The 24,444-nt window shown below is 52.9% G+C and carries 15 protein-coding genes and 1 pseudogene; 10 read left to right on the top strand and 6 right to left on the bottom strand.

Annotated elements, in window-relative coordinates; all coding sequences use genetic code 11:
* Positions 1-435: 435 nt before the first annotated feature.
* Together pruA and H6G21_RS25890 are read left to right on the top strand one after the other, a co-directional pair.
* On the top strand, positions 436-3,468 hold the full coding sequence (pruA, locus tag H6G21_RS22995) for an L-glutamate gamma-semialdehyde dehydrogenase (protein ID WP_190576471.1): 3,033 nt from the start codon (positions 436-438) through the stop codon (positions 3,466-3,468).
* 127 nt (positions 3,469-3,595) lie between these two features.
* A pseudogene (locus H6G21_RS25890) lies at positions 3,596-4,246 on the top strand (BMC domain-containing protein); the annotation flags it as partial.
* Between the two features lie 1,414 nt (positions 4,247-5,660).
* On the opposite strand, the gene ribH reads toward H6G21_RS25890, so the two are convergent.
* Entirely contained in the window at positions 5,661-6,233 is a 573-nt protein-coding gene (gene ribH, locus H6G21_RS22985) for a 6,7-dimethyl-8-ribityllumazine synthase (RefSeq protein ID WP_190576467.1), read from the bottom strand.
* Between the two features lie 294 nt (positions 6,234-6,527).
* The gene (gene psbZ, locus H6G21_RS22980) at positions 6,528-6,716 is read right to left on the bottom strand and encodes a photosystem II reaction center protein PsbZ (protein ID WP_190576465.1); all 189 of its coding nucleotides are present in this window, start codon (positions 6,714-6,716) and stop codon (positions 6,528-6,530) included.
* A 114-nt stretch (positions 6,717-6,830) separates the two neighbouring features.
* Here psbZ and H6G21_RS22975 point away from each other — a divergent pair, with 114 nt between their 5' ends.
* Positions 6,831-9,707, top strand: a complete 2,877-nt coding sequence (locus tag H6G21_RS22975) for a CBS domain-containing protein (RefSeq protein WP_190576463.1) — start codon at positions 6,831-6,833, stop codon at positions 9,705-9,707.
* A 460-nt stretch (positions 9,708-10,167) separates the two neighbouring features.
* On the top strand, positions 10,168-11,100 hold the full coding sequence (locus H6G21_RS22970) for an NmrA family NAD(P)-binding protein (protein ID WP_190576453.1): 933 nt from the start codon (positions 10,168-10,170) through the stop codon (positions 11,098-11,100).
* A 287-nt stretch (positions 11,101-11,387) separates the two neighbouring features.
* Here the strand turns inward: H6G21_RS22970 and H6G21_RS22965 are convergent, their stop codons facing one another.
* Together H6G21_RS22965 and H6G21_RS22960 are read right to left on the bottom strand one after the other, a co-directional pair.
* The gene (locus tag H6G21_RS22965; protein ID WP_190576451.1) at positions 11,388-12,866 is read right to left on the bottom strand and encodes a glycoside hydrolase 100 family protein; all 1,479 of its coding nucleotides are present in this window, start codon (positions 12,864-12,866) and stop codon (positions 11,388-11,390) included.
* 267 nt (positions 12,867-13,133) lie between these two features.
* Positions 13,134-14,666 carry an IctB family putative bicarbonate transporter gene (locus H6G21_RS22960; protein ID WP_190576449.1) on the bottom strand — a complete coding sequence of 511 codons (1,533 nt, stop codon included), beginning with the start codon at positions 14,664-14,666 and terminating at the stop codon, positions 13,134-13,136.
* Between H6G21_RS22960 and H6G21_RS22955 the strand changes: the two genes are divergently transcribed.
* Entirely contained in the window at positions 14,661-14,891 is a 231-nt protein-coding gene (locus H6G21_RS22955) for a hypothetical protein (RefSeq protein WP_190576447.1), read from the top strand. The genes H6G21_RS22960 and H6G21_RS22955 overlap by 6 nt on opposite strands.
* A gap of 251 nt (positions 14,892-15,142) precedes the next feature.
* Here H6G21_RS22955 and H6G21_RS22950 read toward each other — a convergent pair whose 3' ends face one another.
* Positions 15,143-15,502 (bottom strand): recombinase family protein, encoded by a 360-nt coding sequence (locus H6G21_RS22950; protein ID WP_190576445.1) that lies wholly within the window; start codon positions 15,500-15,502, stop codon positions 15,143-15,145.
* Between the two features lie 307 nt (positions 15,503-15,809).
* On the opposite strand from H6G21_RS22950, the gene H6G21_RS22945 reads away from it, so the two are divergent.
* The 5 genes from H6G21_RS22945 (at position 15,810) to H6G21_RS22925 (ending at position 24,144) form a co-directional block, all read left to right on the top strand.
* Positions 15,810-17,195, top strand: coding sequence for a hypothetical protein (locus H6G21_RS22945; RefSeq protein ID WP_190576443.1), 1,386 nt, complete (start codon positions 15,810-15,812; stop codon positions 17,193-17,195).
* Between the two features lie 185 nt (positions 17,196-17,380).
* Positions 17,381-18,526, top strand: coding sequence for a DUF1822 family protein (locus H6G21_RS22940; protein ID WP_190576441.1), 1,146 nt, complete (start codon positions 17,381-17,383; stop codon positions 18,524-18,526).
* A 247-nt stretch (positions 18,527-18,773) separates the two neighbouring features.
* Complete coding sequence (locus H6G21_RS22935) at positions 18,774-21,200, top strand: CHASE2 domain-containing protein (protein WP_190576439.1); 2,427 nt, start codon at positions 18,774-18,776, stop codon at positions 21,198-21,200.
* Entirely contained in the window at positions 21,184-21,885 is a 702-nt protein-coding gene (locus H6G21_RS22930; protein ID WP_190576436.1) for a hypothetical protein, read from the top strand. The genes H6G21_RS22935 and H6G21_RS22930 overlap by 17 nt, the downstream gene beginning before the upstream one ends.
* 81 nt (positions 21,886-21,966) lie before the next feature.
* Entirely contained in the window at positions 21,967-24,144 is a 2,178-nt protein-coding gene (locus H6G21_RS22925) for a caspase family protein (protein ID WP_190576434.1), read from the top strand.
* A gap of 6 nt (positions 24,145-24,150) precedes the next feature.
* Here H6G21_RS22925 and H6G21_RS22920 read toward each other — a convergent pair whose 3' ends face one another.
* Complete coding sequence (locus H6G21_RS22920; RefSeq protein ID WP_190576433.1) at positions 24,151-24,423, bottom strand: cupin domain-containing protein; 273 nt, start codon at positions 24,421-24,423, stop codon at positions 24,151-24,153.
* Positions 24,424-24,444 lie beyond the last annotated feature (21 nt).

Here is a 24,444-nt window from a genome sequence, read left to right as displayed (position 1 = left end):
GGGATGGTCTGGCTATCCCTCGCAGCGTCCCCCTGGTGTTGTGACGATCGTCAAGGGTCTACAACGGTTTGAAGGCATTTTCTTAGGTTGGAAAATGACTTTCCCCTGACTTGTGTGTACACGGTAGCCCAAGTTGGGAGAGGGATTTAGGGTGAGGGCAAAATGTACAGAACTCACCCGTCATTGAGGATTGCTTTCGTTTAGGATCGCTATAGAACTTGAGTGTTTTGCAACCCATCACTTCTGGCAATTTCGCTCAAACTAATCTGTCAAAGTTGCTTGTGAATTCTTAACTGATTGCAAGTCTTTCATTCTAGAAATTTAATTCTTTATTCTAGAAATTTAATTCCTTGATTGATCTCAGATTTTTTGTTTGATTCCCAGTGGATCAGTCTATTCAACCCTTTCCCTTCGCATCATACGGGAGGCTGTTCGATGGCAATTTCTACCTCTGGTACCCTTTCAGAACACGTGTATAAGTCTCCCTACGAAGCCCAAGTCCAAGCGATCGCGCGGGAACTCTTGGCGCAAACGGGAGAAAAGCGATCGTTCTTTGCTAAGTTCCAAGATCAGTTGCGCTGGGACGACAAGCTGCTGGCTTGGACGATGGAAAATCCCGGACTGCGGGTGCAGTTATTTCGCTTAATCGATTGCCTGCCAGCATTGAAAACCAAAGCCGCGATCGCCCGTCACCTCCAGGAATACCTGGGCGATGCAGCGGTGGAACTGCCCCAAGCCTTGAAGGGATTGTTAAATTTTACCCATGCCGATTCCGTTCCAGGACAGGTTGCGGCAACGACGTTGGCAACAGCAGTGGAAACCCTAGCGCGGAAATATATTGCAGGCGAAACTCTCAAGCAAGCGCTCAAAAGTATTGAACAGCTACGTAAACAGTCGATGGCCTTCACGATCGACCTGTTGGGTGAGGCCGTGATTACGGAAACGGAAGCGCAGGAATATTTGCAGCAGTATTTAGATTTAATGGCACAGTTAACCGATGCTGCGAAAGGCTGGTCAACGGTGGCGAACATTGATGCTGCGGAGGGAGATGCCTTACCCAAGGTACAAGTGTCCGTCAAATTAACGGCCTTTTATTCCCAATTTGATCCCCTGGATGCAGCCGGATCCCAAGCCAAGGTCAGCGATCGCATTCGCACCTTACTGCGGAGATCGAAGGAATTGGGCGTCGCGGTGCATTTTGACATGGAGCAATACCGCTATAAAGAGGCCACCCTAACGGCCTTGAAACAATTGCTGTTGGAAGAAGAATTTCGCGATCGCACCGATGTGGGGATGACGCTGCAAGCTTATCTTCGCGATAGCTATGGTGATTTGAAGGATTTGATTACCTGGGTCAAGGAGCGCGGCCATCCGATCACTCTGCGCCTGGTCAAGGGAGCCTATTGGGATCAGGAAACGATTCTATCGCGCCAGAATCATTGGCCCACGCCGGTCTATAACCACAAGTCCTCCACCGATGCCAATTACGAGCGCATGACGGCCTTGCTGCTGGAAAATCATGCCCACCTGTACGCCGCGATCGGCAGTCATAATGTGCGCTCCCAGGCCCATGCCCTCGCGATCGTGGATGCCTTGGCCATTCCCAAACGACGGGTGGAATTTCAAATGCTCTACGGCATGGCGGATAATTTGGCCACCGCGATCGCCAAACGGGGGCAGCGGGTACGGATTTATTGCCCCTATGGGGACTTAATTCCGGGTATGTCCTATTTAATTCGCCGTTTGCTGGAAAATACGGCCAACAGTTCATTCCTGCGGCAGAGTTTGGAAGCGCGACCCACGGAGGAGTTGTTGGCGATTCCAAGGTGGGGGGAAGGCGATGAATTACTAGAAGTGAATCCGCTGGCGATCGCCCCTAGTTCTCCGTCACTGAGTCGGATTGATCCAGCGCCGGATACGGACTACGCCCTGGGAAATCTGCGCGATCGGGCGAATGCTGGACTTGCCAGTGTAAAACAACAGTTGGGACAGACCTACGGGCCGTTAATCAACGGTCGATCGATCACTACAGATGCGACCCTGCCATCGGTCAATCCCTCGCAGCCCAGTCAGGTCGTGGGAACAGTGGGACAGATCGATTTAGACCAAGCGGAGGAGGCTGTTACCGCCGCAAAAACCGCCTTTGCCACCTGGAAACGTACACCCGTCAAAGAACGGGTTGCCATCATTCGCAAAGTCGCCGATTTACTAGAAGCCCGTCGCCACGAGTTAAATGCCTGGATGGTCTATGAAGCGGGAAAACCTCTGCGGCAAGCGGATGGGGAAGTTTCAGAAGCGGTGGATTTTTGTCGCTATTATGCCGCAGAAATGGAACGGCTCGCCCAGGAACTCAGCTACGATGTAGCAGGGGAAACCGATCGCTATTTCTATCAGCCGAAGGGCCTTGTGTTAGTCATTTCGCCGTGGAATTTTCCGTTAGCGATTCCCACCGGCATGACGATCGCGGCATTGGTGACGGGGAATTGTGCATTGCTTAAGCCCGCTGCAGTAACCTCGGTGATTGCGGCAAAGCTGAGTGAAATTTTGGTTGAAGCCGGAATTCCCCCCGGTGTGTTTCAATACATTCCCGGTCGTGGCTCCACCGTTGGCAATTACCTCGTTAAACACCGTGATGTGCAGATGATTGTCTTTACCGGCTCCCAGGAGGTGGGCTGCCAGATCTATGCCGATGCGGCAGTATTGCAACCGGGACAAAAACACCTGAAGCGTGTCGTGGCGGAAATGGGGGGCAAAAACGCCATCATCGTTGACGAGAGCGCTGATTTAGATCAAGCCGTGCAGGGGGTGGTGTATTCCGCCTTCGGCTACAGCGGACAGAAATGTTCGGCTTGTTCGCGGGTGGTGGTGCTTGCGCCGATTTATGACGCCTTTGTGGCGCGATTGGTGGAAGCCACCCAATCCCTCAATGTGGGGGATGCCGCCGCTGCCAGTACCCAGGTGGGGCCGGTGATTGATGCCGCAGCCCAGCAACGGATTCGGGACTACATTGCTAAGGGAAAAGCAGAGGCCACCCTCGCGATCGAATTACCCAGCCCAGAAACGGGCTATTTTGTGGGGCCGACGATTTTTACCAACGTTGATCCGCAAAGCACGATCGCCCAGGAGGAAATTTTTGGCCCTGTGTTGGCGGTGATGCAGGCGACGGATTTTGATCAGGCGTTGGCGATCGCCAATGGGACGAATTTTGCCTTAACCGGGGGCCTCTTTTCCCGCACCCCGTCGCACATTGAGCGGGCCAAGGCTGAATTTGAAGTGGGCAACTTGTACATCAACCGCAGCATTACCGGGGCGATCGTCGCACGGCAACCCTTTGGAGGCTTTAAGTTGTCCGGCGTTGGCTCCAAGGCAGGGGGGCCGGATTATTTGTTGCAATTTTTAGAGCCGCGCACCGTGACGGAAAATATTCAGCGCCAAGGGTTTGCCCCGATCGAAGGGGTGGATGTTTAAGCTTGCCCATGCCCCGTCCAGAAGGATGAGTCTTTCTAAACAGAGGCATTGCTGGATTAAACCTAGGGAATCGGGGTAGCTGGAACTGGAGGCGATAGAATAGCAACGAACCCCATTCAAGACTTCTATGTATCGTACCCGTTCTGACGATCCCTATTCCGATCTGGCGCTTGGGCTGATTTCGGCCCAGAGCTTCCCAGCGATCGTGGGCATTGCAGACATGATGCTGAAGTCCTCCGCTGTGACCTTGGTGGGGTATGAGCAGATTGGTAGTGGCTACTGTACGGCGGTCGTGCGGGGCAGAACGCCGGATATTCGCTTGGCCATTCAGACGGGGGAAGAATTAGCCGCTCAGTTTGGCCAAAAAACCTCGTCGGTCATTATTCCCCGGCCCATGCCCAATTTGGAGGAAGTGTTGCCGATCGGGAGTCGGTTGGCGGAACTAGTGGAAGGACGAGAGAATAATCGGTTTCGCGATCAGGCCGTGGGGTTGATCGAAACGCGGGGGTTCCCGGCATTGGTGGCCGCCGCTGATGCCATGCTGAAATCGGCGGATGTTACCTTATCGGCCTATCACACCACGGGTGCTGGGCTCTGTACCGCGATCGTGCGGGGGTCGATGTCCAACGTGGCCGCTGCGATCGAAATTGGCATGGCCGAGGCCGATCGGGTGGGTGAACTGCACGCCGTCATGGTGATTCCCCGACCGCTGGAGGATTTGGAACGGACGATGCCGATCGCCGCTTGCTGGATCGAAGAACTTCAGCCGGTGCGGATGCCCATTAACATCACGGTGGAAGAGACGGTGCGTGAATTGCAGCCGCTCCAGCCGTTGGAACTGCCGCAGCCTCAAGAAATTCCTGTTTTTAATGAAGAAGTTTTTGAACCCCAAAAATTAGAACTAGAGCAGCCGATCGAAGACTTGCGGATGCCCGATCGGGCTGCCCAGGAGCCGTTGCAAGAATTTGCTGTTGAGCCGTTTGAGGCGGAATCGTGGCAGGCGAAATCGTTCGATCGCGGGTTAGATGCGCCTTTAGAATCCCCGGAATCCCCCATCGAGCCAACGCCAACGCAGTCCCCCTTGGCTGAACCTGTAGTTGAATCTGTAGTTGAACCTGTAGTTGAACCTGTAGTTAAACCTGTCGCTGAGTTGCGCACTGAAGTGGAAGCGGCCCCCGTTGAAGCTGTACCTGTGGAAGTTACGCCGGTTGAAGTTACGCCAGTTGAAGTTACGCCGGTTGAAGTTGCGCCCGTAAAAATTTCGCCCGTTGAAGTTATGCCCCGAGACGCTGCGGAAATCGATGCGGAGCGCCTCAATCCGCCGATCGGGGACACGACGCCCTCTAACCCGTCCTCCTCGCAATTGCCAGCGATCGACGCGATCGCGGTGGAATTTAGTGCGGTAGAAACGATCGCGCCTGACTTGCTTCAGCTTGCACCGGAAGCGGTATCGCCGGAAGCGGTATCTGAAACTCCAGCTCAGGTCTTATCTGACCGTTCACTGGAGACTTCGCTGGAGACTGCTCCTGAAGTCAAAGTCGTGGAAGCGGTGCCAGTAGTGGAAGCAGTGCCCGTGGCGGAAGCGGTGCCAGTAGTGGAAGCAGTGCCCGTGGTGGAATCGGTGCCAGTAGTGGAAGCGGTTGTCGAAGCGGTTGAAGTGACAGTTGAAGTCGTTGAAGCCAGCCAGATCGCGACTCCTATCATCACCCAGCCCCCGATCGAACCGCCTGCCCCAGAAACACCCTCGCCGCAGAATGCTCCCGCGATCGCGACAAATTCTGCTGAGACGATTGAGACGATAAAGGCGGTGCCTGAAGGGACGCCTAGCCAACCTGAGAGCCAACCCCTCGGCAAATCTGATAGCAAATCCGACAGCAAATCCGATAGCCAGCCCGATGCGGAAGTCCCCAGTGCGGGAGGGTCTGCTTCTCCCAACCAGGAAAAAAGTCCAACCCAGTCCAGTCCAGCCGCTGAGGAACCGACTGAGTAGCGGAACTAGGCTGCCATCATAGGCAATCATCGTTGCAATAGTTAAAGTTGTAATAGTTAAAGCGCTGATCGTGAGGTGTTTAAATGTCCCCACAATCAGCGCTAACTTATAGCTAAGCTTTACAGCTAGCTAAGCTTTACAGCCGATTTGTAGCCAAGATTTAGAATGATGAACCGCGCGATCGAACCTGCCGCGATCGCCCCTAGCTATCTGCCACGGTGACCGGCAAGGTGTGCAGGGTAGGAGAACTGGCGATCGGGCTTTGGCCAATCGGGCTTTGGCCATTCGTACAACCGGCTTCCCGCAGTTGGTGCATGAGGCTGGCCATCTCCAGCGCACTCATGCCAAATTCCCAGCCTTTATTGCTCTTAATCCCAGCTCTTTCCAGGGCCTGCTGCATGTTGTCTGTAGTCAACACCCCAAAGATAATGGGAACACCTGTTTGGAACGCCGCCGCCGAAACGCCCTTGGACACCTCAGCAGCCACGTAGTCAAAGTGAGGAGTGCCGCCCCGAATGACTGCACCAATGCAGACCACTGCATCATAGCGACCCGAACCCGCCACCTGTCGTGCTAACAAAGGTAGCTCGAAACAACCCGGTGCCCAAATGTAATCCACCTGGGTGCCCTGGGGGTCAACATCCACTCCATGACGCTTTAGGCAGTCTTGACAGCCTTCCAGGAGCTTGATGGTGACCAAATCATTAAAACGCCCAATAATAATTGCGAAGCGATAGGCCTCTGCGTGGGCAAATGTTCCTTCAAAAGTAGCCATTCGTTAATTGTACTGCGAGTAAGTGGGGAACACATTAAATCTGAACTGTCACAGATTTCTGTAGCCTCCAACCCCATTGAAAGCTATATCGACGGGTATGAAATTACAACTCAAGTTTTCTCTATCTAAAGTGATAGATCGATCGAGAAAAAGCGACTTGTGTAATTTTAAGGGGGAATTTCCAAAAATTAAAGGAGCGTGGATTGTGACTATTTGAGACGATCGCCACCGAACCCAAAACGCTCCCCGAGGATCTTAAAAGTTGGATGATATAGATCTAAGCAACCAAGAGATCTAAGCAACCAAGAAATTGAGCACACCCACGGCAATGACCAATCCTGCCCAAACAATGGATCCCAGGAAAATCAGCCGCTTAGACTGATCCCAATTTTGGGGAGATGCATAGGCAACAGGTACATAGACAGCCAGGGCGAAGGAAAATAGAACCAGAATGGTCAGCAGCAGTTGGAACAGGATCGTCATTTTTTTCTCCCAAGACAGCGTTGATTAAAATTTTAGATCCGTTGCGGCACGATCCCATGCACGATCGCAGGGTTGCGCTGCGCGATCTACCCATGACAGTACCGTATCAGAAAAATGGATTTGATTCTATGCCATACGACCGCAGATTTCGACACGCTGGGTGCAGCGGTTGGATTAGCGCGGCTACGACCGGGATCTCGGATTGTCCTAGCAGGGGGGGCTCACCCAGCAGTCCGGGACTTTCTGGCGCTTTACCGGGATGAGTATCCCTTGATTGAGCGGCGATCGGTACCTGGGGATCAAATTCGATCGATCAGCATTGTGGATACCCAAAGCCGCGATCGCTTGGGCAAAACGGCGGAATGGCTGGACTTGCCGGTGCCGATCGCGATCTATGACCACCATCCCCAGGCTGACTGTGATATTCCAGCCCAGGAGACAATTGTCGAGGATTTGGGAGCCACTACGACCCTGATCACAGAACAGTTGCAGCAGGAAGGCTATGTGCTGAATGCCCTGGATGCCACGGTTCTCGCCTTGGGGATCCATGTGGATACGGGATCCCTCACCTTTGACCATACGACCCCTCGGGATGCAGCGGCGCTAACCTGGCTGATGACCCAGGGGGCCAGCCTTCCGGTGATTAGCGAGTACCTAGAACCGGGCCTCTCCCCCCAGTTGCAAGTTCTGTTAGGGGAAGCCCTGGAACGGCTTCAGACGGAAGGAATCCAGGGGTATACCCTCGCCTGGGTGCTGCTGGAAACCGCTGAATTTGTCCCCGGTCTGTCTACGCTAATTTCTCACTTGGTCGATCTGACGGATGTGGATGGGATCCTGCTGGCCCATCGCTATGGCTGTGCAGAGGATCCGATCGAAGCCTCCTGTGGCAAGATGTCCGTGATTGGCCGATCGCGGATTAAAGGAACCGATCTGAATCAACTCTTCAAACCCTGGGGGGGCGGTGGTCATGCCAAAGCGGCAGCACTGAATCTGCGGGAGGGGGACTATCCGCAAATTCTGGAGCAGTTGCTAGTTGAGTTGCGGGCACAGATTCCTCCGGCCCCCACTGCCAGGGAACTGATGTCCTCCCCCGTGCGCACCATTTTGCCGGAAACCACGATCGCCGAAGCTCAGCGGATCCTCCTGCGCTATGGGCATTCTGGCCTATCGGTGATGGATGATGCGGGGCAACTGATCGGCGTGATTTCCCGGCGTGATTTGGACATTGCCTTCCACCATGGCTTTAGCCATGCCAAGGTCAAGGGCTACATGACGACGAATCTGCATACGATCGCCCCAGAGACGACCCTACCGGCGATCGAAGAATTGATGGTGACCTATGACATTGGCCGCTTACCCGTGCTGGAGCAGGGCAAGTTAGTGGGTATCGTGACGCGGACGGATGTGCTGCGGCAGTTGCATCGCCAGGATCAGGATCGGCAAGACCCGCGATCGCCCCGATCGGAAGGTCACGCCCGTCGATCGATCACCGTGGTGCCCCCGCGCCATGCGGTAGTGCCTTCGCTGAATAAATTAATTGACCCACTAAAAGCCATTTTGTCGATCGCGGCCCAGCAAGCGGAGGAACGGGGCTGGCATTTATATCTGGTGGGGGGTGGTGTGCGGGATCTGATGCTCTCGGCAGTGGGCCAGCCGGTGATGCTGACGGATTTGGATTTGGTGGTGGATGGCTATCACCGATCGGCGGAGGCCGGGGCCGGGGTTGAGTTAGCCAAGGCGTTGCAGGCGTTATATCCGGAAGCCAAATTAGAAGTCCATGGCAAATTTCAGACGGCGGCCTTAACTTGGCACAAGGATCCTGTACTGGATTCCCTCTGGATCGACATTGCCACGGCTCGCACGGAGTTCTATCCCTACCCAGCGGCGAATCCCGAAGTGGAGGCCAGTTCGATTCAGCAGGATCTCTACCGCCGGGATTTTACGATTAATGCCTTGGCGTTGCGGCTGACAAATCCTCGATCGGGGGAAATGTTGGATTTCTTTGGTGGGGTGCTGGATTTGCGGGCGAAGTGTGTGCGGGTGTTGCATCCCAATAGTTTTATTGAAGATCCGACGCGCATTTACCGGGGCGTTCGGTTTGCTGCGCGGTTGGGGTTTGACTTCGATGCGCAAACGGAAGGCTACATCCGCCACGCGATCGCCAGTGGCATTTATAATCAGGTGCGCGAGACACAGAATGGCAAGGTCATTGCCCCGGCCTTACAAACGCGACTGAAGGCGGAATTAAAATATATTCTGCAAGCGAAGTATTGGCGATTGGCGGTTCGTAAATTAGCGGAACTGGATGCGCTGTGCTGTATCTATCCAACGCTGAAGTTAACAACGCAACTGTGGCGACAGTTACGCTTGATGGAATGGTGGATGCAACAGTGTAACCAAGAAGGCCATCTTCAGTCTTGGCAGATGTTGTTGGAAGTGCTGATTGCCGCGATCGAGCCCGAACCGCCTGCTGATCCGTTGGCTGAACGATCGATCGATCTAGCGACAAATTCAATGCAGGATACGATGAACGAGGCCAGCCGTCTCACCAACGAGGCCAGCCGTCTCACGACTGTCCGGCAGACGGTTGCACAAAATTTGCAGTTAGCGGTGGATTGCATCGATCGTTTAACGCAATTGGCGGCGGTGGAACTGCAAGTGAACCAGCAGTTACCCCAGTGCGATCGCGCCAGTCAAATTTACCAATTACTGAAGCCCTACGATTTACCGCTGCTATCCCTTGTGGCAGCAAGGGGATCGCGCCCCATTCGTCGCGCAATTTGGCATTACTTAACCCAATTGGCAGCCGTCAAACCATTGCTCACCGGCCATGACCTCAAAACCCTAGGCTATAAACCGGGAAAACTCTTTAAGGAAATTTTGGAAACGCTACAAGCGGCAACGTTGGATGGAGTGATTACCGATCGCCCCGCCGCGATCGGCTATCTCCAAACCCACTATCCGTTAACTTCATCTTCCCAAACGTCATGAAATCCTTGCAAATGCAGCAGGACTTAACCCGTTGTTGAAGAACTTCATGAAGTTCGATCGACTAATGGAAAGAAAGACTGACAGATTGCGATCCCCGAAAAATTAATTGCACGATAGTACAGGAACAGATGATTCTTACAATGACTCCGTGCAAGATATCCAACATTAATCAAGGCTAACTCTCAAGCGAGTTCTCTCAAGCGAGTCCTCGATCGATGTCCTAGCCTGTTCACAATGATCTAAGGCGGCCTGTGCCGATCTCTGGATTTATAAAGCATGTTGATTGGACATGTCTTAATTGAAAACAGACCTACGGGAAATAGCCTTGATTAGTGTTTCTTTAAAAATTGCATTAATTGTTGTATTAATTGTTGAATAACGAGTATTTTTTATATTCAATTTAATCTGTTCTGTGTAATCTGTTCTGGCAATCTTTTCTGTGCAATTGAGGATTAGAGCTATGACTGCGAAGTTACCAGTCCTGTTAGTCGGTGCAACGGGTATGGTGGGCTATGAAATTGGTAAAGCCCTCGCACAAAAAGAAAACTTGACCGTCAAAGCACTCGTTCGAGAACATACGTCCAGTAATCCCCACAGTCAGGAAAAACTGCTCAACTTGCAACGGATGGGTGTGCAGTTGGTGCATGGGGATCTGCTGGTTCCCGAAAGTTTGGTAGCCGCCTGCCGTGGCATTGAAACTGTGGTTTCTGTGGTCAATGGCGATGCGGATGTGGTTGTCAATGGGCAAATGAACCTGATTCAAGCCGCAGAAGCCGCAGGCGTCAAACGGTTCATTCCCTCTGATTTCTCCGTGGATTATCGCAACTTAGACTGGGGCGATCACTACAGCTTGAACTTCCGGAAAGCGATTTATCAAGCCCTCCAGGGAAATCGTAAGTTATCCCACACGCTGATTCTGAATGGCATTCTGACAGAGGTTTTGTTCAGTCCCTTTGGGGTGGTGTTTGATTTACACAAGGGATTGTTTAAGTATTGGGGCGATGGCAATACGGCCTTTGACACCACGACGGTGCACGATGTGGCCGCCTACACCGCTGAGGCTGTACTCGATGAAGGTTTGGCGAATACCGCGTTGCAAGTGGCGGGTGACACGGTCACGATGAAAGAATTGAAAACGCTGTTTGAAGCCAATACGATTCAAGTGTTGGCAGAGCGGAATTTGGGGAGTGTAGCCGAGTTACAACGCTGGATTGAACAGAAACGGGAAACGGCCCGATCGATGCGGGATTATCTCTCCCAACAGTATCACTATGCCTTAGTCTCTGGAAAAGGTAAGCTGGGGGCTGTGATGACCGATCGCTATCCCCACATTCAACCGCAGTCGTTGAAATCCTACATCCGCGAGCACTACAACACGATGATTCTCTGGTAGGAAGAGGGTTCTCTAACAGGAACCTCTCACGTGATGATCTAAATTCGTGCTTTCATTTCTGTTTCTGGTTGTATTTCCAGTTGTGTTTCCAGTTGTGCTTTCAGTTGTGCTTTTAAATGATTGCTCGTTAGCTTGGGAGCAATTGGCTTTGAGAGAACCATAACGTGCAAATCTTATACCGTTGGTTTAGACGACCATCGGTTCAGATAGCAAAACCCCTTTCTGGAGAGAGAGGGGTTTTATAATGGCACGATCGATTGTAATTCCAGCGACTAGTCCAACTGTCATTACAACTTCATGTCGTAATGCACATCCAGCAGGTGGGCATCTTGGCCGTTCACCCGCAGCAAATGGTGCATCAGTAAAAAGCCAACGATCGTCCAAGTTTGATTAATGCGTGCCTGTTGCCCGATCCAATTTCCCGTTGGGCCATCGAAATATTCTGCCCACTTTTGTTGGGGCAACTGCCGCAGCATCAGTTGATAACTCACTTCTAACAACTGCCGCACCTCGATCGCTAAATCCTCTGGATGGTGCCGACGCAGCATTGCCGTCGCTAAAAACCACATCAAACAAGGCCAGTGACCCGCGTTGTGATAGCACCAAGGTAAGTTTTTGCGATCGTAGCCCGTTTTATTGCGCCAATCCTCCTCAACAAGCGGGGGATGACAAATGCGCAGGGGCATGTGGGCCACCAAATCATGCTGATTTTGCACCACTAAGCGAAACAGGGCTTGCTGCTGTTTCACCGAAATCACATCAAAAATCGCTCCCAGACAATTGCCTAAGGTAAAGAAGCGAAAATCAGGCCGCCCCGTGCGAATATTCCCAATCAGATATCCCCCCCGAGGCCCCATCCAATCCTGCAACCAGTGGGGAATCGTTTCCGTGTGGATATTATATTCATTCTGAATTTCCACCCCATACTGTTCCGTGGGGCGGCGTCTGAGCACCTGCACGGTTTTACTCGTCACCCAATAATGCTTCAGCAGATACTGCCGTAATCGGTGGGCATATTCCAAACAATGGTGAACGGAGTGCGGCGTTTGGAATAAATAGGATTTCGATTTCGTCCGCTGATTTGGATCTTGCGCGTTAGACGCTTGGGAGTGAACGGATTCCGAGCCAATTTGCATTAACCCTGCTGCACTGTGCAACGCCCCATAGAGCAAGACCTGAATTTCCAAGGGTGCGCCCCACACATCCAGCGGACGATCGATCATAAATGCGCCATCGGGGACATAGAGGGTGGGCGCTTTGCGAAACGAAGGTCGCAAAATCAGATCCAGAAATTGCTGAATGCCGCTTTGCACGATCGCTTGGCCCGCAAAATCCCGATCGCCACTGGCCCGCACGTACATATAGGCCAAAATGACCCACCACAGCGTCGCATCCACAGAAACTACCCGTCCGATCGCCCGCTGGCCATAATCGGCAACCACATGGCCATCCTGCTCTACGAAGCTGGTGGGAAAAATGCCTCGGGTTTGGATTTCTTGGCTTTGTAAGCGTAGGCAAGTCAGCAGGAAATGGCGCACCGGCTCGTACTTCCCCTGCGTGAGAAAATATGCCATCACAGGCACATTATCCCGAATAAAAATTTCACCGTAGTTGAGTTCTGGTTGAACGGGCTGTTTCCGAGATTGTTTGGGAATGGCGGCAACCGCACCAATCCATTGCCCATCCAAAGTGACCATCGCTTGCTCATAGAGCAACTTCTGGGCCATTTGAACAATGGCCGCTTCATCCAGTCGGGCACGGGACATAGATAACACCGAATGCTTTCCCCCCAGGTTAAAAGATTTCCTGGAGAGTGGGGCCTTGCCACTGTGAAAATACGGCGAAGGTGCACCGTGGATTGACGATCTCCCGGATACAATTGCGGGCTGAAAAATAAACAGCCCAGCGATCGCCTGGGATCTCACAGAACTGGCGATGGCACAAACCACGCTAGTCCGCTCGTCCAGAGCCCTCGCTGGGACTGTATGAAGGCCGTATGAATTTAATACGTCAAGAGATTATGACATCAGCGGCTAGGACTGGCGATCGGGGTTCGCCGGGGACGGAGCCTCAGAATCCCGATCGTCGGCTCGATCCTCTACGGTAAGGTGGTCACCAAACATACTGGCGGCAAAGCCCCGCTGTCCGGGTTTGAGGGCATCTGAGGGGGTGGGGGTGGGTGGGATTGGGGTTGCGGTCTGCTGAACCAGGGGCTGGGCTGTGTAAAAGCTGGCAATAATGGCAACGGCCAACCACCACAGCATATTCACCTGAGGCCGATACCACACGGTGTCCACTAAACCTTGTCCCAGCAGTCCTACCATGCTTCCCACGGCTCCAATCAACCAGAAGCCATCGGTATTCAAGCTATCCCGCAGCCGTCGCAGTTGCACGATGCCTTGGGTAAAGGTGACCGACAGGAACCAGAGGAAGCTAAAGAGGCCAATCAAACCCGTTTCTACGCAAATTTCCAACAGAACGGAATAGGCACTCAATGCGGTAAAGCGCGATCGGGCATAGAGGGGATAGATTTTGTTAAAGGCATCGTTTCCTGGCCCAATACCCAGAACCGGACGCGCCTTGATCATATCCACCACCGAAGTCCACACATTGAGCCGGAAGTTATTACTACTGTCTCCCCGGCCAATGAACATGCTCATCACCCGCGATCGCACGGGTGGCACAAACAGGACACTCAGCAAAATAAAGCCCCCCATGCCGCCCAGTACCGCAGGCAACACCCACTTTTTGCGGTAGAGATTCAGCCAGAATCCCACCAGCAAGCCCATGATAACCAGGGCCAGCACGAGGCCAATCCAGCCCCCTCGACTGAAGGTAAAGACGAGGGAGAGGGTATTGACGATCGCCATGACAGCAGCGAGGGCTTTCGGTAATTTACCGCGCCAGACGAAAATGGCCATGAGGCTGTAGGCGACCGCTGGGATCAGATAGCTCGCCAGCAGGTTGGGATTACCCAGAAAACTGTAGACGCGGGTGAAGTTGCCCATTTCCGATTCCGGATCCGACCAAGTGGCGAGGGGGGGTGCGCCAAAAATCCATTGGCGAATGCCGTAGCAACTGACGAGGAGTGCGGTGTGGAGGTAGATCCCAATCAGCCACGATCGCAGGCGAGGGATCCGCAGCACCCGCGCCATCACCACAAATGTCAGCAGATAGAGCGTCAGTTTGGCTAAGCCTTCGATCGCGGCGGTGCGGACGGGCGATAACCCTGTGGCGATCACGGAAATGCCCCAGTACAGCAGCAACGTTAGGTGAATGGGTGTAAAGCCCCACCCCGCTTTTTCGCGCGGATCCGAGATTGTCAGCAATGCCCAAAAGCCAATGCAGGCGATCAATAAGATCGAAATCAGGGTGGTGGAGACATAGGGTGCGAGGCCGAAGAGGATGCCCAACAGTCCCAACGCCATTAAATCCCCCTGCTGCAAAAGCCAACTGCCCGATCGCCAAGCTTGCAGGAGTCCCACCAGTTGGTAGAGATAGCTAGACGATCGCCACTGATAGAGCGGCAAAGTCTGTAGCGTAAAGGATTGCCAAAAGGTGTGCATGGCCAGTTATCCATAAAAGGCTCTGGATATTATCGGCTAAAACCGATCCAGTCAGCCTCGATCGTCTGGCCCCGATCGCCTCGCCTCGATCCAGTCAGCCCCGATCGACTGGCGGCGGCGACTCCAGTTGCCCGCCTTTCCAGTTGCCCGCCTTTCCAGTTGCCTGCCTTGGGGAACAGTCTTGGATCCCCTGAAACGATCGCCCTAGGCCAGGAAGGCCAGTAGTATCAATTGGTTTCAGATGGCCCCATAGACAGGACAGATCCGATCTCCCTTGCCCCCTGTGTACCGCGCAACGAGAAAAAAGGAGAATTTAGCTCAATTTGAGGAAAATCGAATCTGGGGAAGAATGGTTCAAATTTTGCAAAGGATCTGTCTGTAAGAGATCTATCTGCAAGGGATCTGTCTATAAGAGATCTATCTGTAAGAGATCTATATTGTGGTGGCGCTATTGTGGTGGCGCTGAGATTTAGGCTTCATTGAGCTTCGTGATTGAGCTTGGTGACTTCTCCAGACAGTTGAGTAGACCTGCCATAGAGACGATCCAAAACTCGTTTGACCGATACCCTGCGCCACTGTTGCCCACGTTTAGTTGTGTAACCTTTATTGTTGAGCCAATCCGCAATTTGTTGGAGGGATTTACCAGATTTGTGGTGCCGTCGAATTAAGTCAATAATTTCTTGCTCACTGGGATTTTCGACGAGTTCACCATCGATCGACTGTTGTCCAAAGGCTGGCGCACCATACCCTGCATACCCTCCTTGAGCAGCTTTGGCTTGACGGCCTTGGTTAAGGCGTTCCCAAACAGGATGCCGTTGAAACTGTTCAGCGTTCATGGAGCTAAATATCGTCCTCTATATAGCTTAAAGACTATCCTAGTTTAAGTATTGACCAACTTTTGTGAGGGGATTGGTAGTTAACTATTCTTTTCTTTCGTGCGGTGCGATCGTGTTTTCCTATAACCCATTTTCACGGGAATCTGGACGCTTCAGGCTTGGCAGACCCAAGGTATCATGCCTAATCTAGGAGTGGGTAAAGCCAGATTTTGTCGCTCAGAGAGCGGATGGAAGTCATCCTGTTGACTTAATAAAAATAGATACTCGGTAATAAAACGTAAAACCATTGGGGCGATCGCGGAGAGATATGAGTACTGCTTCTCGTTATTGGAAACTCGTAAAACTAGACAATACGGGTCGCAGCCGTGCCCAGGAACTGCCAGCGGTCAAGAATTTTATTCTGATGCACTTTCCCGATATTGCTGATTCTGCAAACAATGTAGCCATTCAGCAACAGCTCATGGATTGGATACAGGAATCTGGGCCAGATAGCCAACTGGCTGAACTCAGCCTGCGATCGTTTATCTCTAGCCAGATCGAACAGGTGTGTATTCAACTGGAAATGCAGTTTGGCGAAAACCATGGCTTCCGGCGCACGGATTTATTTCCCTTCGTGCTTGACGATGATGGCAGCACCCAACCTCGGGCCTACAAACCGCTGGCCAAACAGATTCTAGAAAGCTTCGATCCACGGCGCGGTAGCCTCAGCACTTGGACGGTGCGCTTGGTGAAACACCATCGAGAACTGAATCGCTTCCTATTAGAATGTGGCGTTTATCTCCTGAGCGATTGGGCCATCCTCAATGACACCACCCCCAAAAAGCTGGAACATATTCTGTCCTCCTATCAGCCGTTGACGCCGGGGGAAATCCAGCAAGCCCAGCGGATTTTGGAAAGCTACCACGCCGTCTATCGCCGCGATCGCCTGCAACAACGGCAAGCGGGGGTGAAAGGCTCCTGTCCCCAACCGACGGATGAGCAATTGCAGGAGATGGCGCAGTGGTTACAAACCGAGCAGATTGATCTCAGCCCCACGGCGGTGCTGCGACAGTTGCGCATGATTGCCGATCGCATCCGGCAATATCGAGTCTGGGTGAAGGGGGGATCGTTGAAAACCAGTTCGCTGGATGAGGGGGAGAACTTTACCCTGGCCGATCGTATTGCCGATAAGCCGCCGGAGGAGGACAGCGGGGCCGGACAATTTTTGCAAGTCTACCGCCAGGGGTTCACCACGAGCCTACAGGCGGCCATGCAGCAGGTTGTGGCCGATCGCACCACTCGGCTCAAAGCACCCAAATCTACGCATTTTCTGCAAGCCCTGCAATTATTCCACTGCCAGGGATTATCGATGACGGAGATTGCTAAACAGGTGGGTCTGCAAGCCCAGTACCAAGTCACGCGGCTGCTGAACCTCAAGGCGCTGCGGGAGGATATTCGCCATGCCCTATTAAATCGACTCCAGGCGTTTGTGTTGGAGAAGGCGGCGCAATACGTGACCCCGGAGGAAATCCAAGCCCTCGATCGCCGGATTGCGGAGGCGCTGAACGAACAGATTGACAAGCTGATGGAGGAAGCGGCGGCCCAAGCCCAAACCCCGAAGGACTACGTGCAGGACTATGCCAGCGGGAGTCTGTTTGCGAAAACCCTCTGTCAGCATTTGGATGAATTGCAACCGATCGGGCCGTCCCGCTGATCCGGCTTAAAATTGGGGGCTTAAAATTGGGGGTTTAAAAAATTTGGGGCTTAAAATCTGGAAATTGCGATCGGGGAATTGAATAAGTCCCCCCAACTCAAAATCTATACAACCACTGTCAGGACAATTTTTAATCTGGCACTTCTACCTTGCATCTTGCAGATCCTCTCACCGCGCTAAAGGCTATGACGAACTTTTTAATCGATACCCCGGATTTGTTTGAACTGGAACCGTTATCCCTGGATGCGATCGAATTGACGGATCAGCAAATCCAGCAGGCATTACAGGCCAGTCAACAGGCTCCCTCGGCTCAACAGTGGGCCGTCTACTTAGAAGCATTGGCCCAGGTAGGCTTGCAAACTTGGCTGAGCGATCGGGGGTTGCAGCCCAGCCTAGCCACCACCAGCCCGACGCACGGTGCTGTGCAAATCCAGGGGTTTCAGGTGCAGTCGTTAGCCATGACCAGCGTGGATGAGGAAACGGTGACGGTGCCCGGAGTACTGCTCACGGATCCAGCCCATTTTTATGTCCTCGTGCAAGTCATGGAGGAGCAAAACCAGGCTTGGGTGACGGGATTTATTGCCCAGACAGATCTGCAAGCGCAACTGGCTGGACAGACAGCGGATGCGACTGGAAGCTATGAACTTGCTTTGGCGGCCTGCGATCGGGAGCCGGGGCACCTGTTGCTCAATCTACGCTGTGCCGATCCCGCAATGTTCCCCTTGGAGCATCAGGCATCGGTATCGCAATCGGTCTTGCAGGCCATGCCGCAACGGGTTACTGACGCAGCCCAAGAGGTTGCCCAATCGGTTTCGCGATCGGTGATGAACGTGGGACGTTGGTTGCAGGGGCAGTTGGATCAGGTCGCGGAGGAATTGGCCTGGGTCTTGTTGCCGCCCAATGCCTTGGCGACGGCGGGGGCGATGCGATCGGGGGAAACGTCGGCGTTGGAGTTAGCGCGATTGCTGCAATCCTTGGAGCGGCAGGGCACCCAAATTCCCGTTGATGCGCGGGGCGGTTACCAGGATCTCTCACTGGCCGATGCACCGTTGCGGCTGTATGCCATTACGGGCACGGTGGAGGGGCCAGAACCGGAATGGTCGTTGCTGGTGGTGTTGGGGGCACAGGCCGATCGGCTTCCCCCAGGGGTCACGTTGCAAATTAGCGATCCGACGGGCATTTTGGTCGAACAAACCTTTGATCCGGCCAGTCAAGATGCCTACCTGTTTGCCCAGGTGATTGGCACCTATGAGGAAGCCTTTACGGTGTCGATCGGGTTACCCAATGGTCAGGTCGAAACCCTACCGCAATTTGCCTTCCAACCGAACTAGCTAGATTAAAATTTTCCGAGGATGCCTCCCATACCCAATCAATTTGTGATTGCAACCCATCATGATCCCCCTAAATCCCCCTTAATAAGGGGGACTTTGAAAGAATCTGCCTGAATTTTCCCTTTTTTCTAGTACAGCGGCGCGTAACGCGGGGAGAGGGGGGTCGGATCTGTGGCATTGATAAATCAATTTGGTATTAGGGAATCGAATAACGGTTTGAATCACTGCTCCCTGGTTACTACGTCCCATGCGTCTTAAAATCTTTCGCGTTAAAGAAACTTGCATTTTTGAACTGGGCTGGGGACAGGGTCAGCAACTCATGGTGGAAGTGCCCTATCCCGAAACCCTAACGGCACTGTATCAAACTTGGCACAACGCCTATGTTGATTACTACTCCCACTGGAACGCCCCGATCGCGACTGATCGATCGCCCTCTCTTCCTGAATCAGACTCCCCCTCTGGACTGCGGGCGCGGGTGCAAAGTAGCGGGAGTCTGGCGGGGGCAGCTAAAGATCGCCGCAAAACGTTAGTCGATGCGGAAGACCAATGGTTACGTCAGTTTCACCAATGGCTTAACTGTGGTGAACTGCTACCGATTCGATCGACCATTGCCAAAGCTGAAGGTGAGATCGTTGATGTCTTCATTACCTGCAAGCCGATCGAACTGGAATATTTACCCTGGGAAACTTGGAACATTGGCACTGAATTCGGCAATCGCAAAACGATTCGCTTTGCCCGCACCCCGACCAATCTTCGCCATGAACCGGGACAACTCCGCCGCAAAGGCAAAGCGCGAATTCTCGCCATCCTGGGGGACAGCACCGGATTGGATTTCCAGTCGGAAGTGAATGCGCTGAAAAACCTGACAGTCAGCTTTGTGGGGGGACAGGCCGATCGAACTGCCACCGAACTCAAAACTGAAATTACCCAAGCTATTACCGACCCCTTAGGTTGGGATGTGATTTTTTTCGCAGGGCACAGCGACGAAACGACCTACACCGGGGGAGAACTCGCGATCGCGCCGGGACAGTCGATTCTAGTCCAGGAAATTGCACCGCACCTGCTACAAGCCAAAGCCGCCGGATTACAATTTGCCATTTTCAATTCCTGCAAAGGACTTCGTATTGCCAATGCCTTAATTGATTTAGGGTTGAGCCAAGTCGCCATCATGCGGGAACCCATTCACAACCAAGTGGCGCAACTGTTTTTCACGGAATTTATTCGGCAATTAGAACAATTTGCCAATGTGCATGAAGCCCTCTGCGCGGCCTGCGAATTCCTGAAACAGGAGCACGATCGCACGTTGCATTATCCCTCTGCTGCGCTGATTCCATCCCTGTTTCGCCATCCAGAAGTTCCCCTATTTCGCCTGACGCCGACGGGCTGGCGGCACCGCATTACCCCATGGCTGCCCAGTCGTAAACAAGCCATGGCCTTAACGGCGATCGCAGGCTTGAGTTTAATCGTTCCTGTCCAGGATTTGCTCTTGGATAGTCGGTTGGGTCTTCAGGCAATTTACCGCAACGTGACCCAACAAATTCCCGCAGCATCACCGCCCACGTTGTTAGTACAAATTGATGAGGCGTCGATCCGCGATCGGGGTTTGGATGCCCGTAAGATTAATCCCATCGATCGTAGCTACTTAGGCGATGTCCTCAATCAAATTCCCCGCTTACAGACGACGCAATCGGGGCCAGCGAACCCAGCACCCAAGGTGATTGGCATCGACTTCCTGCTCGATCGCCCGACCCAGGAAGATCCGCCTTTGCAACGGGCGATCGCCCAAGCAACCCAACGGGGTAACTTACTTGTTTTTGCGGCCATTGTGAAAGGTCAGACTGTCGTTGGGGTGCGGCCTAACCTAGCTCAGTTGGAGGCCAATTTACAGGGCAATGCCTTTCTCTATCCCTGGACGGTGGAACTGCCCTCGTCCCAGGGCTGCGATCTGATTTGTCCTTTAGGTTATACGTTAGCCTTGGCGAGTGTCACCCAAGCGCAGCAAGCGGGACGTCCTGATCAATCGGCGGGGTCGCCAGAACAGGTGCAATTCCTGAGCCAACAGCACTTTTCGCCCTGGGTCGATCGGGTGCGCAAATTTGGCCAGTCCTGGTTTCAGCCGATTTTGGATTTTTCCATTCCCCCCGATCGGGTTTACCGTTCCATCAGTGCCCAGCAACTATTCCACAACCAATTGCAACCGGAGGACAAAGCACCTGCGATCGTGCTCATTGCGCCCGGTGGCTACGAGGAGGCAGGACTCAATGGTCGGGGTGAGGATAATTTTCCGGTGCCTGCCGCGATCGCCTATTGGTCAAGCCAAGCTCCTGGAGCCATCCCGAAAGCAAGCTTTACGGGAGCAGAAGCCCATGCCTACATGGTGCATCACCTGTTACAGCAACGCTTGGTGGTTCCCATTCCTGATTTCCTAATGATTGCTCTGGCGGGCTTAGGAGGACAGCTGTGGATCAACGACGATCGACGACGAACACAACGCAATCAATATCGAACTGTAAAAATCAGGAACTTCGCGATTGCGGCGGGTATCTATGGCTTGGTGAGCCTGCAAACCTTTATTACCGTTTCAGTTCTGCTACCCTATTTTTTACCTGTAGCCACGCTGGGACTGTATGTTATTCCTGCACTCAAAAAAAGTACCTATGATTCATCCTTTTAATCGCCTTAATCGCTTAAATTGCATCGTCTTGACCCTCGGCCTAGCGGTACTTCCCATGATTGCGCTCCCAGTGCAAGCAGCTCCTAAGAAACAACCCACTACTTGGACGGGGGTGTTATCGAAGCTGTTCCAAAAGAAACCCGCGCCGGGGGCGTCTCGCCCGATCGAAAGTCTTTGCCCGATCGCGCCGGGGGACTCTGCGGAGGTGTGGAACTTGCAGCCGACCCTGGTTTGGACAGGCAAAACGGGGGCGATCGCGATTCAAGAGAAGCAAACCGAAAAAGTGATCTGGAAAGCAGATATTCGCAAAAAAGCCTTAGATAAAACCACTTCAGGCCAATGGGCAAAGAACCTGAACTATGTGCAATATCTGGGAGAGCCGCTAAATCCCGGCCAAGAGTATGAATGGGTTTTGTTTGATCTCGATGGCAAAACGCAGCTGGTTCGCTATCCCTTCCGCATCATGGCGGGAGAGAGCCGGATGGAAGTGGCCCAGGGCTTGAGTGCGCTGAAAAATGTGGTGGGAGGCCGAGAAACTTGGACGATGCGGCGAACCCAGTTTTTTGCGGAGAAACAACTGCAAGCGGATGCCTTCCAAGAAATCTTTTCCCTACGGTATCCGTCGGCTGAATTACAAAAATTGCTGGAAACCATGCCGAATCCCTGTGCAGAGGGGGAATCTTGAAAGAAGCCTGCCAGAAATGAGCCTTCCAGTCGTTCTGGAGGGCCGAGGTGAGTTTTGTCCTGAGTCCGGTAAGAAAGTCCTATGAAACGTCGCCACTTTTTGGAATTTGCTGCTACTACGTTGGCTACGATCGGCCTGAGTCCGTCGAGTTTCCAGCGTTCCGGCGATCACATGGGACGGGTGTTAGCGCAGTCCACGCCGCGCAAACTGGCGTTATTAGTGGGCATTAATCAGTATCCCAAGGGCATTCGATCGCTGCGGGGTTGCGCAACGGATGTGCAATTACAACGGGAATTACTGATCCATCGCTTTGGGTTTAAGGCTCAGGACATTCTTGTCTTGCAACCAGAGACGCTGCAACCGACGCGGCAAAATATCATTCAAGCGTTTGAGGAACACCTGATTCAGCAGGCGAAACCGGGGGATGTAGTTGTTTTCCATTTTTCTGGCCATGGGGCGCGGGTGCGTGATCCCAAACCCATTAGTGAAGATGGCTTAAATGGTGTGATTGTTCCGATCGACTATCAAATTGCCAATAACGAGGGCGATCGTAATCTCCAGACTTCCGTGAATAGCATTATGGGACGCAGTTTATTCCTATTAACTGCTGCGTTGAAAACGGAGAACTTTACCGCAGTGCTGGATTGTTGCCATTCTGGAGGGGCGAGCCGTAATGCAAACTCGGCGATCGACCAAACGGTGCTGCGATCGATTTTTCGCGACAACCTGGCAGCGCCTCGGCCCAGTGATGCGGAGTTGGCGGATCAGGATCGCTGGATGCAGGCGATGGGTTGGACGACAGCGGAATTGCAGCAACGACGACAACAGGGCATTGCTAAGGGCGTGATGTTAGGGTCGGCTCAACGTAACCAATTTTCGGCGGACGTTTCCTTTGGGGATTTCTATGCGGGGGCGTTTACCTATCTGTTGACGCGCTATCTGTGGCAGGCAACGAGTGACCAAAATTTAGGCAATGTTTTTATTGATCTGGGGCGCAATACGAAGGATTTAGCGAAAACGTCGCGGATTGTGCAAGATCCGATTTATGAAGTTAAACCCGGCAGCAATTACCAGCAACAACCGATTTATCTCACTAAGCCGCCCCAACCTGCCGCAGAAGCGGTGGTGCAGTCGGTGCAGGGCGATCGGGTGGAGTTTTGGCTCGGGGGCATTTCTCCGGAAAGCTTAGATGCGTTTTCCAAAAATGCGAAATTTGCGATCGTCAATTCCGCTGGTCAGGCGTTGGGACACATTCGTCAACAGGGACGGACGGGGCTGATCGGCTATGGCACCCTCGAAGGAACCCCTAAAGCAGCTATCGTTCCAGGTGCTTTATTACAGGAACAGGTGCGGGGGATCGCGATCGAGACGACTTTGCGTCTAGGCGTTACGGCTGCGGTCACGGATAATTTACAACAATTGAAAACGAACCTCGTGAATACGCGCCGGATTCCGGCCCAGCGCTTAGAATTACTCAGCCATCGTCCCGATCAAGCAGTGGATTACATTCTGCATCGCAATGACCAAGGGAAATTGGAGGTGTGTACAATTGACCTGAAAATTCTCCCCAATGGTTTAGCCGCAGGCGGATCAGAACTAGAACGTTTAGCCCAACGTTTGCAAAGTTTACTGGCGGTGAAGGTGTTGAAAACGCTATCGAATGGCAATAGTTCAACGCTGAAGGTGTCGGTGGAAATTCTCGATCGCAAACGGGAAGCGTTGGTGGGTGTGACGGAAAGTCGAGGCGGTGGAAGTCGTCAGCGGCGACGGTCTGCCCCAGTCCAAGCGGTCAAAGCGGGATCGGAGATTGCGTTGAAGCTGATTAATCAGGATCGTCAGCCGTTGCATGTGGCGGTTCTAGCGATCGCGAGTAATGGTGATTTGACGATTTTGCATCCGTTGCTTTGGGATGGTTCGCAGAAACCCGTGCCACTGGCTCCCCAGGAACATCGCATGGTTCCCGCAAGCAACGATCGCTTTCAATTTATGATCGAACCGCCTGCGGGATTTTTAGAGTTAATTACCTTAGCCAGTACGGAACCGCTGAATGATGTGCTGCGAGGGTTACAGAAAATTGCCCAGCAGCGGGGTACCCGATCGGGCAGTCCCTTGGATTTGCAAAATGGGGAACCGTTGGCGATCGTGGGGGATTTGTTGAACACGCTCGATCGTGATCTCAAACGCAATCAAAAAACGGTTGCCCAAGTTGCCGTCGATCGATTCGCGATGCTGTCTACGATTTTGGAAGTTCAAGCGTAACCAGCGTTAACCAAAGGCGTAATGCTTTTTCACGTCACTGTGAATGTTCCAAACACAGGCCATGCCAGCGGGAAACGTGACCAAATCGCCCTGGCCAAACCGCACAGGTTCCCCACCTTCCGGCGTCACAGTGACATCCCCTGCCAGCAGGTAGCAGGTTTCCGCTTCATCATAGAACCAATCAAATTCCGATGCTTCCTTCGTCCAAATCGGCCATTGTTTGACGCCCAATTGCGCTAATTTTTCCGCACTGGGTTGATGTTCGATCGTGATTTCCATCTGATGATTCCTCAATCTTTC

It is taken from the genome of Alkalinema sp. FACHB-956 (genome assembly GCF_014697025.1).
GTDB lineage: Bacteria > Cyanobacteriota > Cyanobacteriia > Leptolyngbyales > Leptolyngbyaceae > Alkalinema.
Note: the sequence above shows the minus strand (reverse complement) of the source record. Positions and strands in the feature narration are given on the sequence as shown.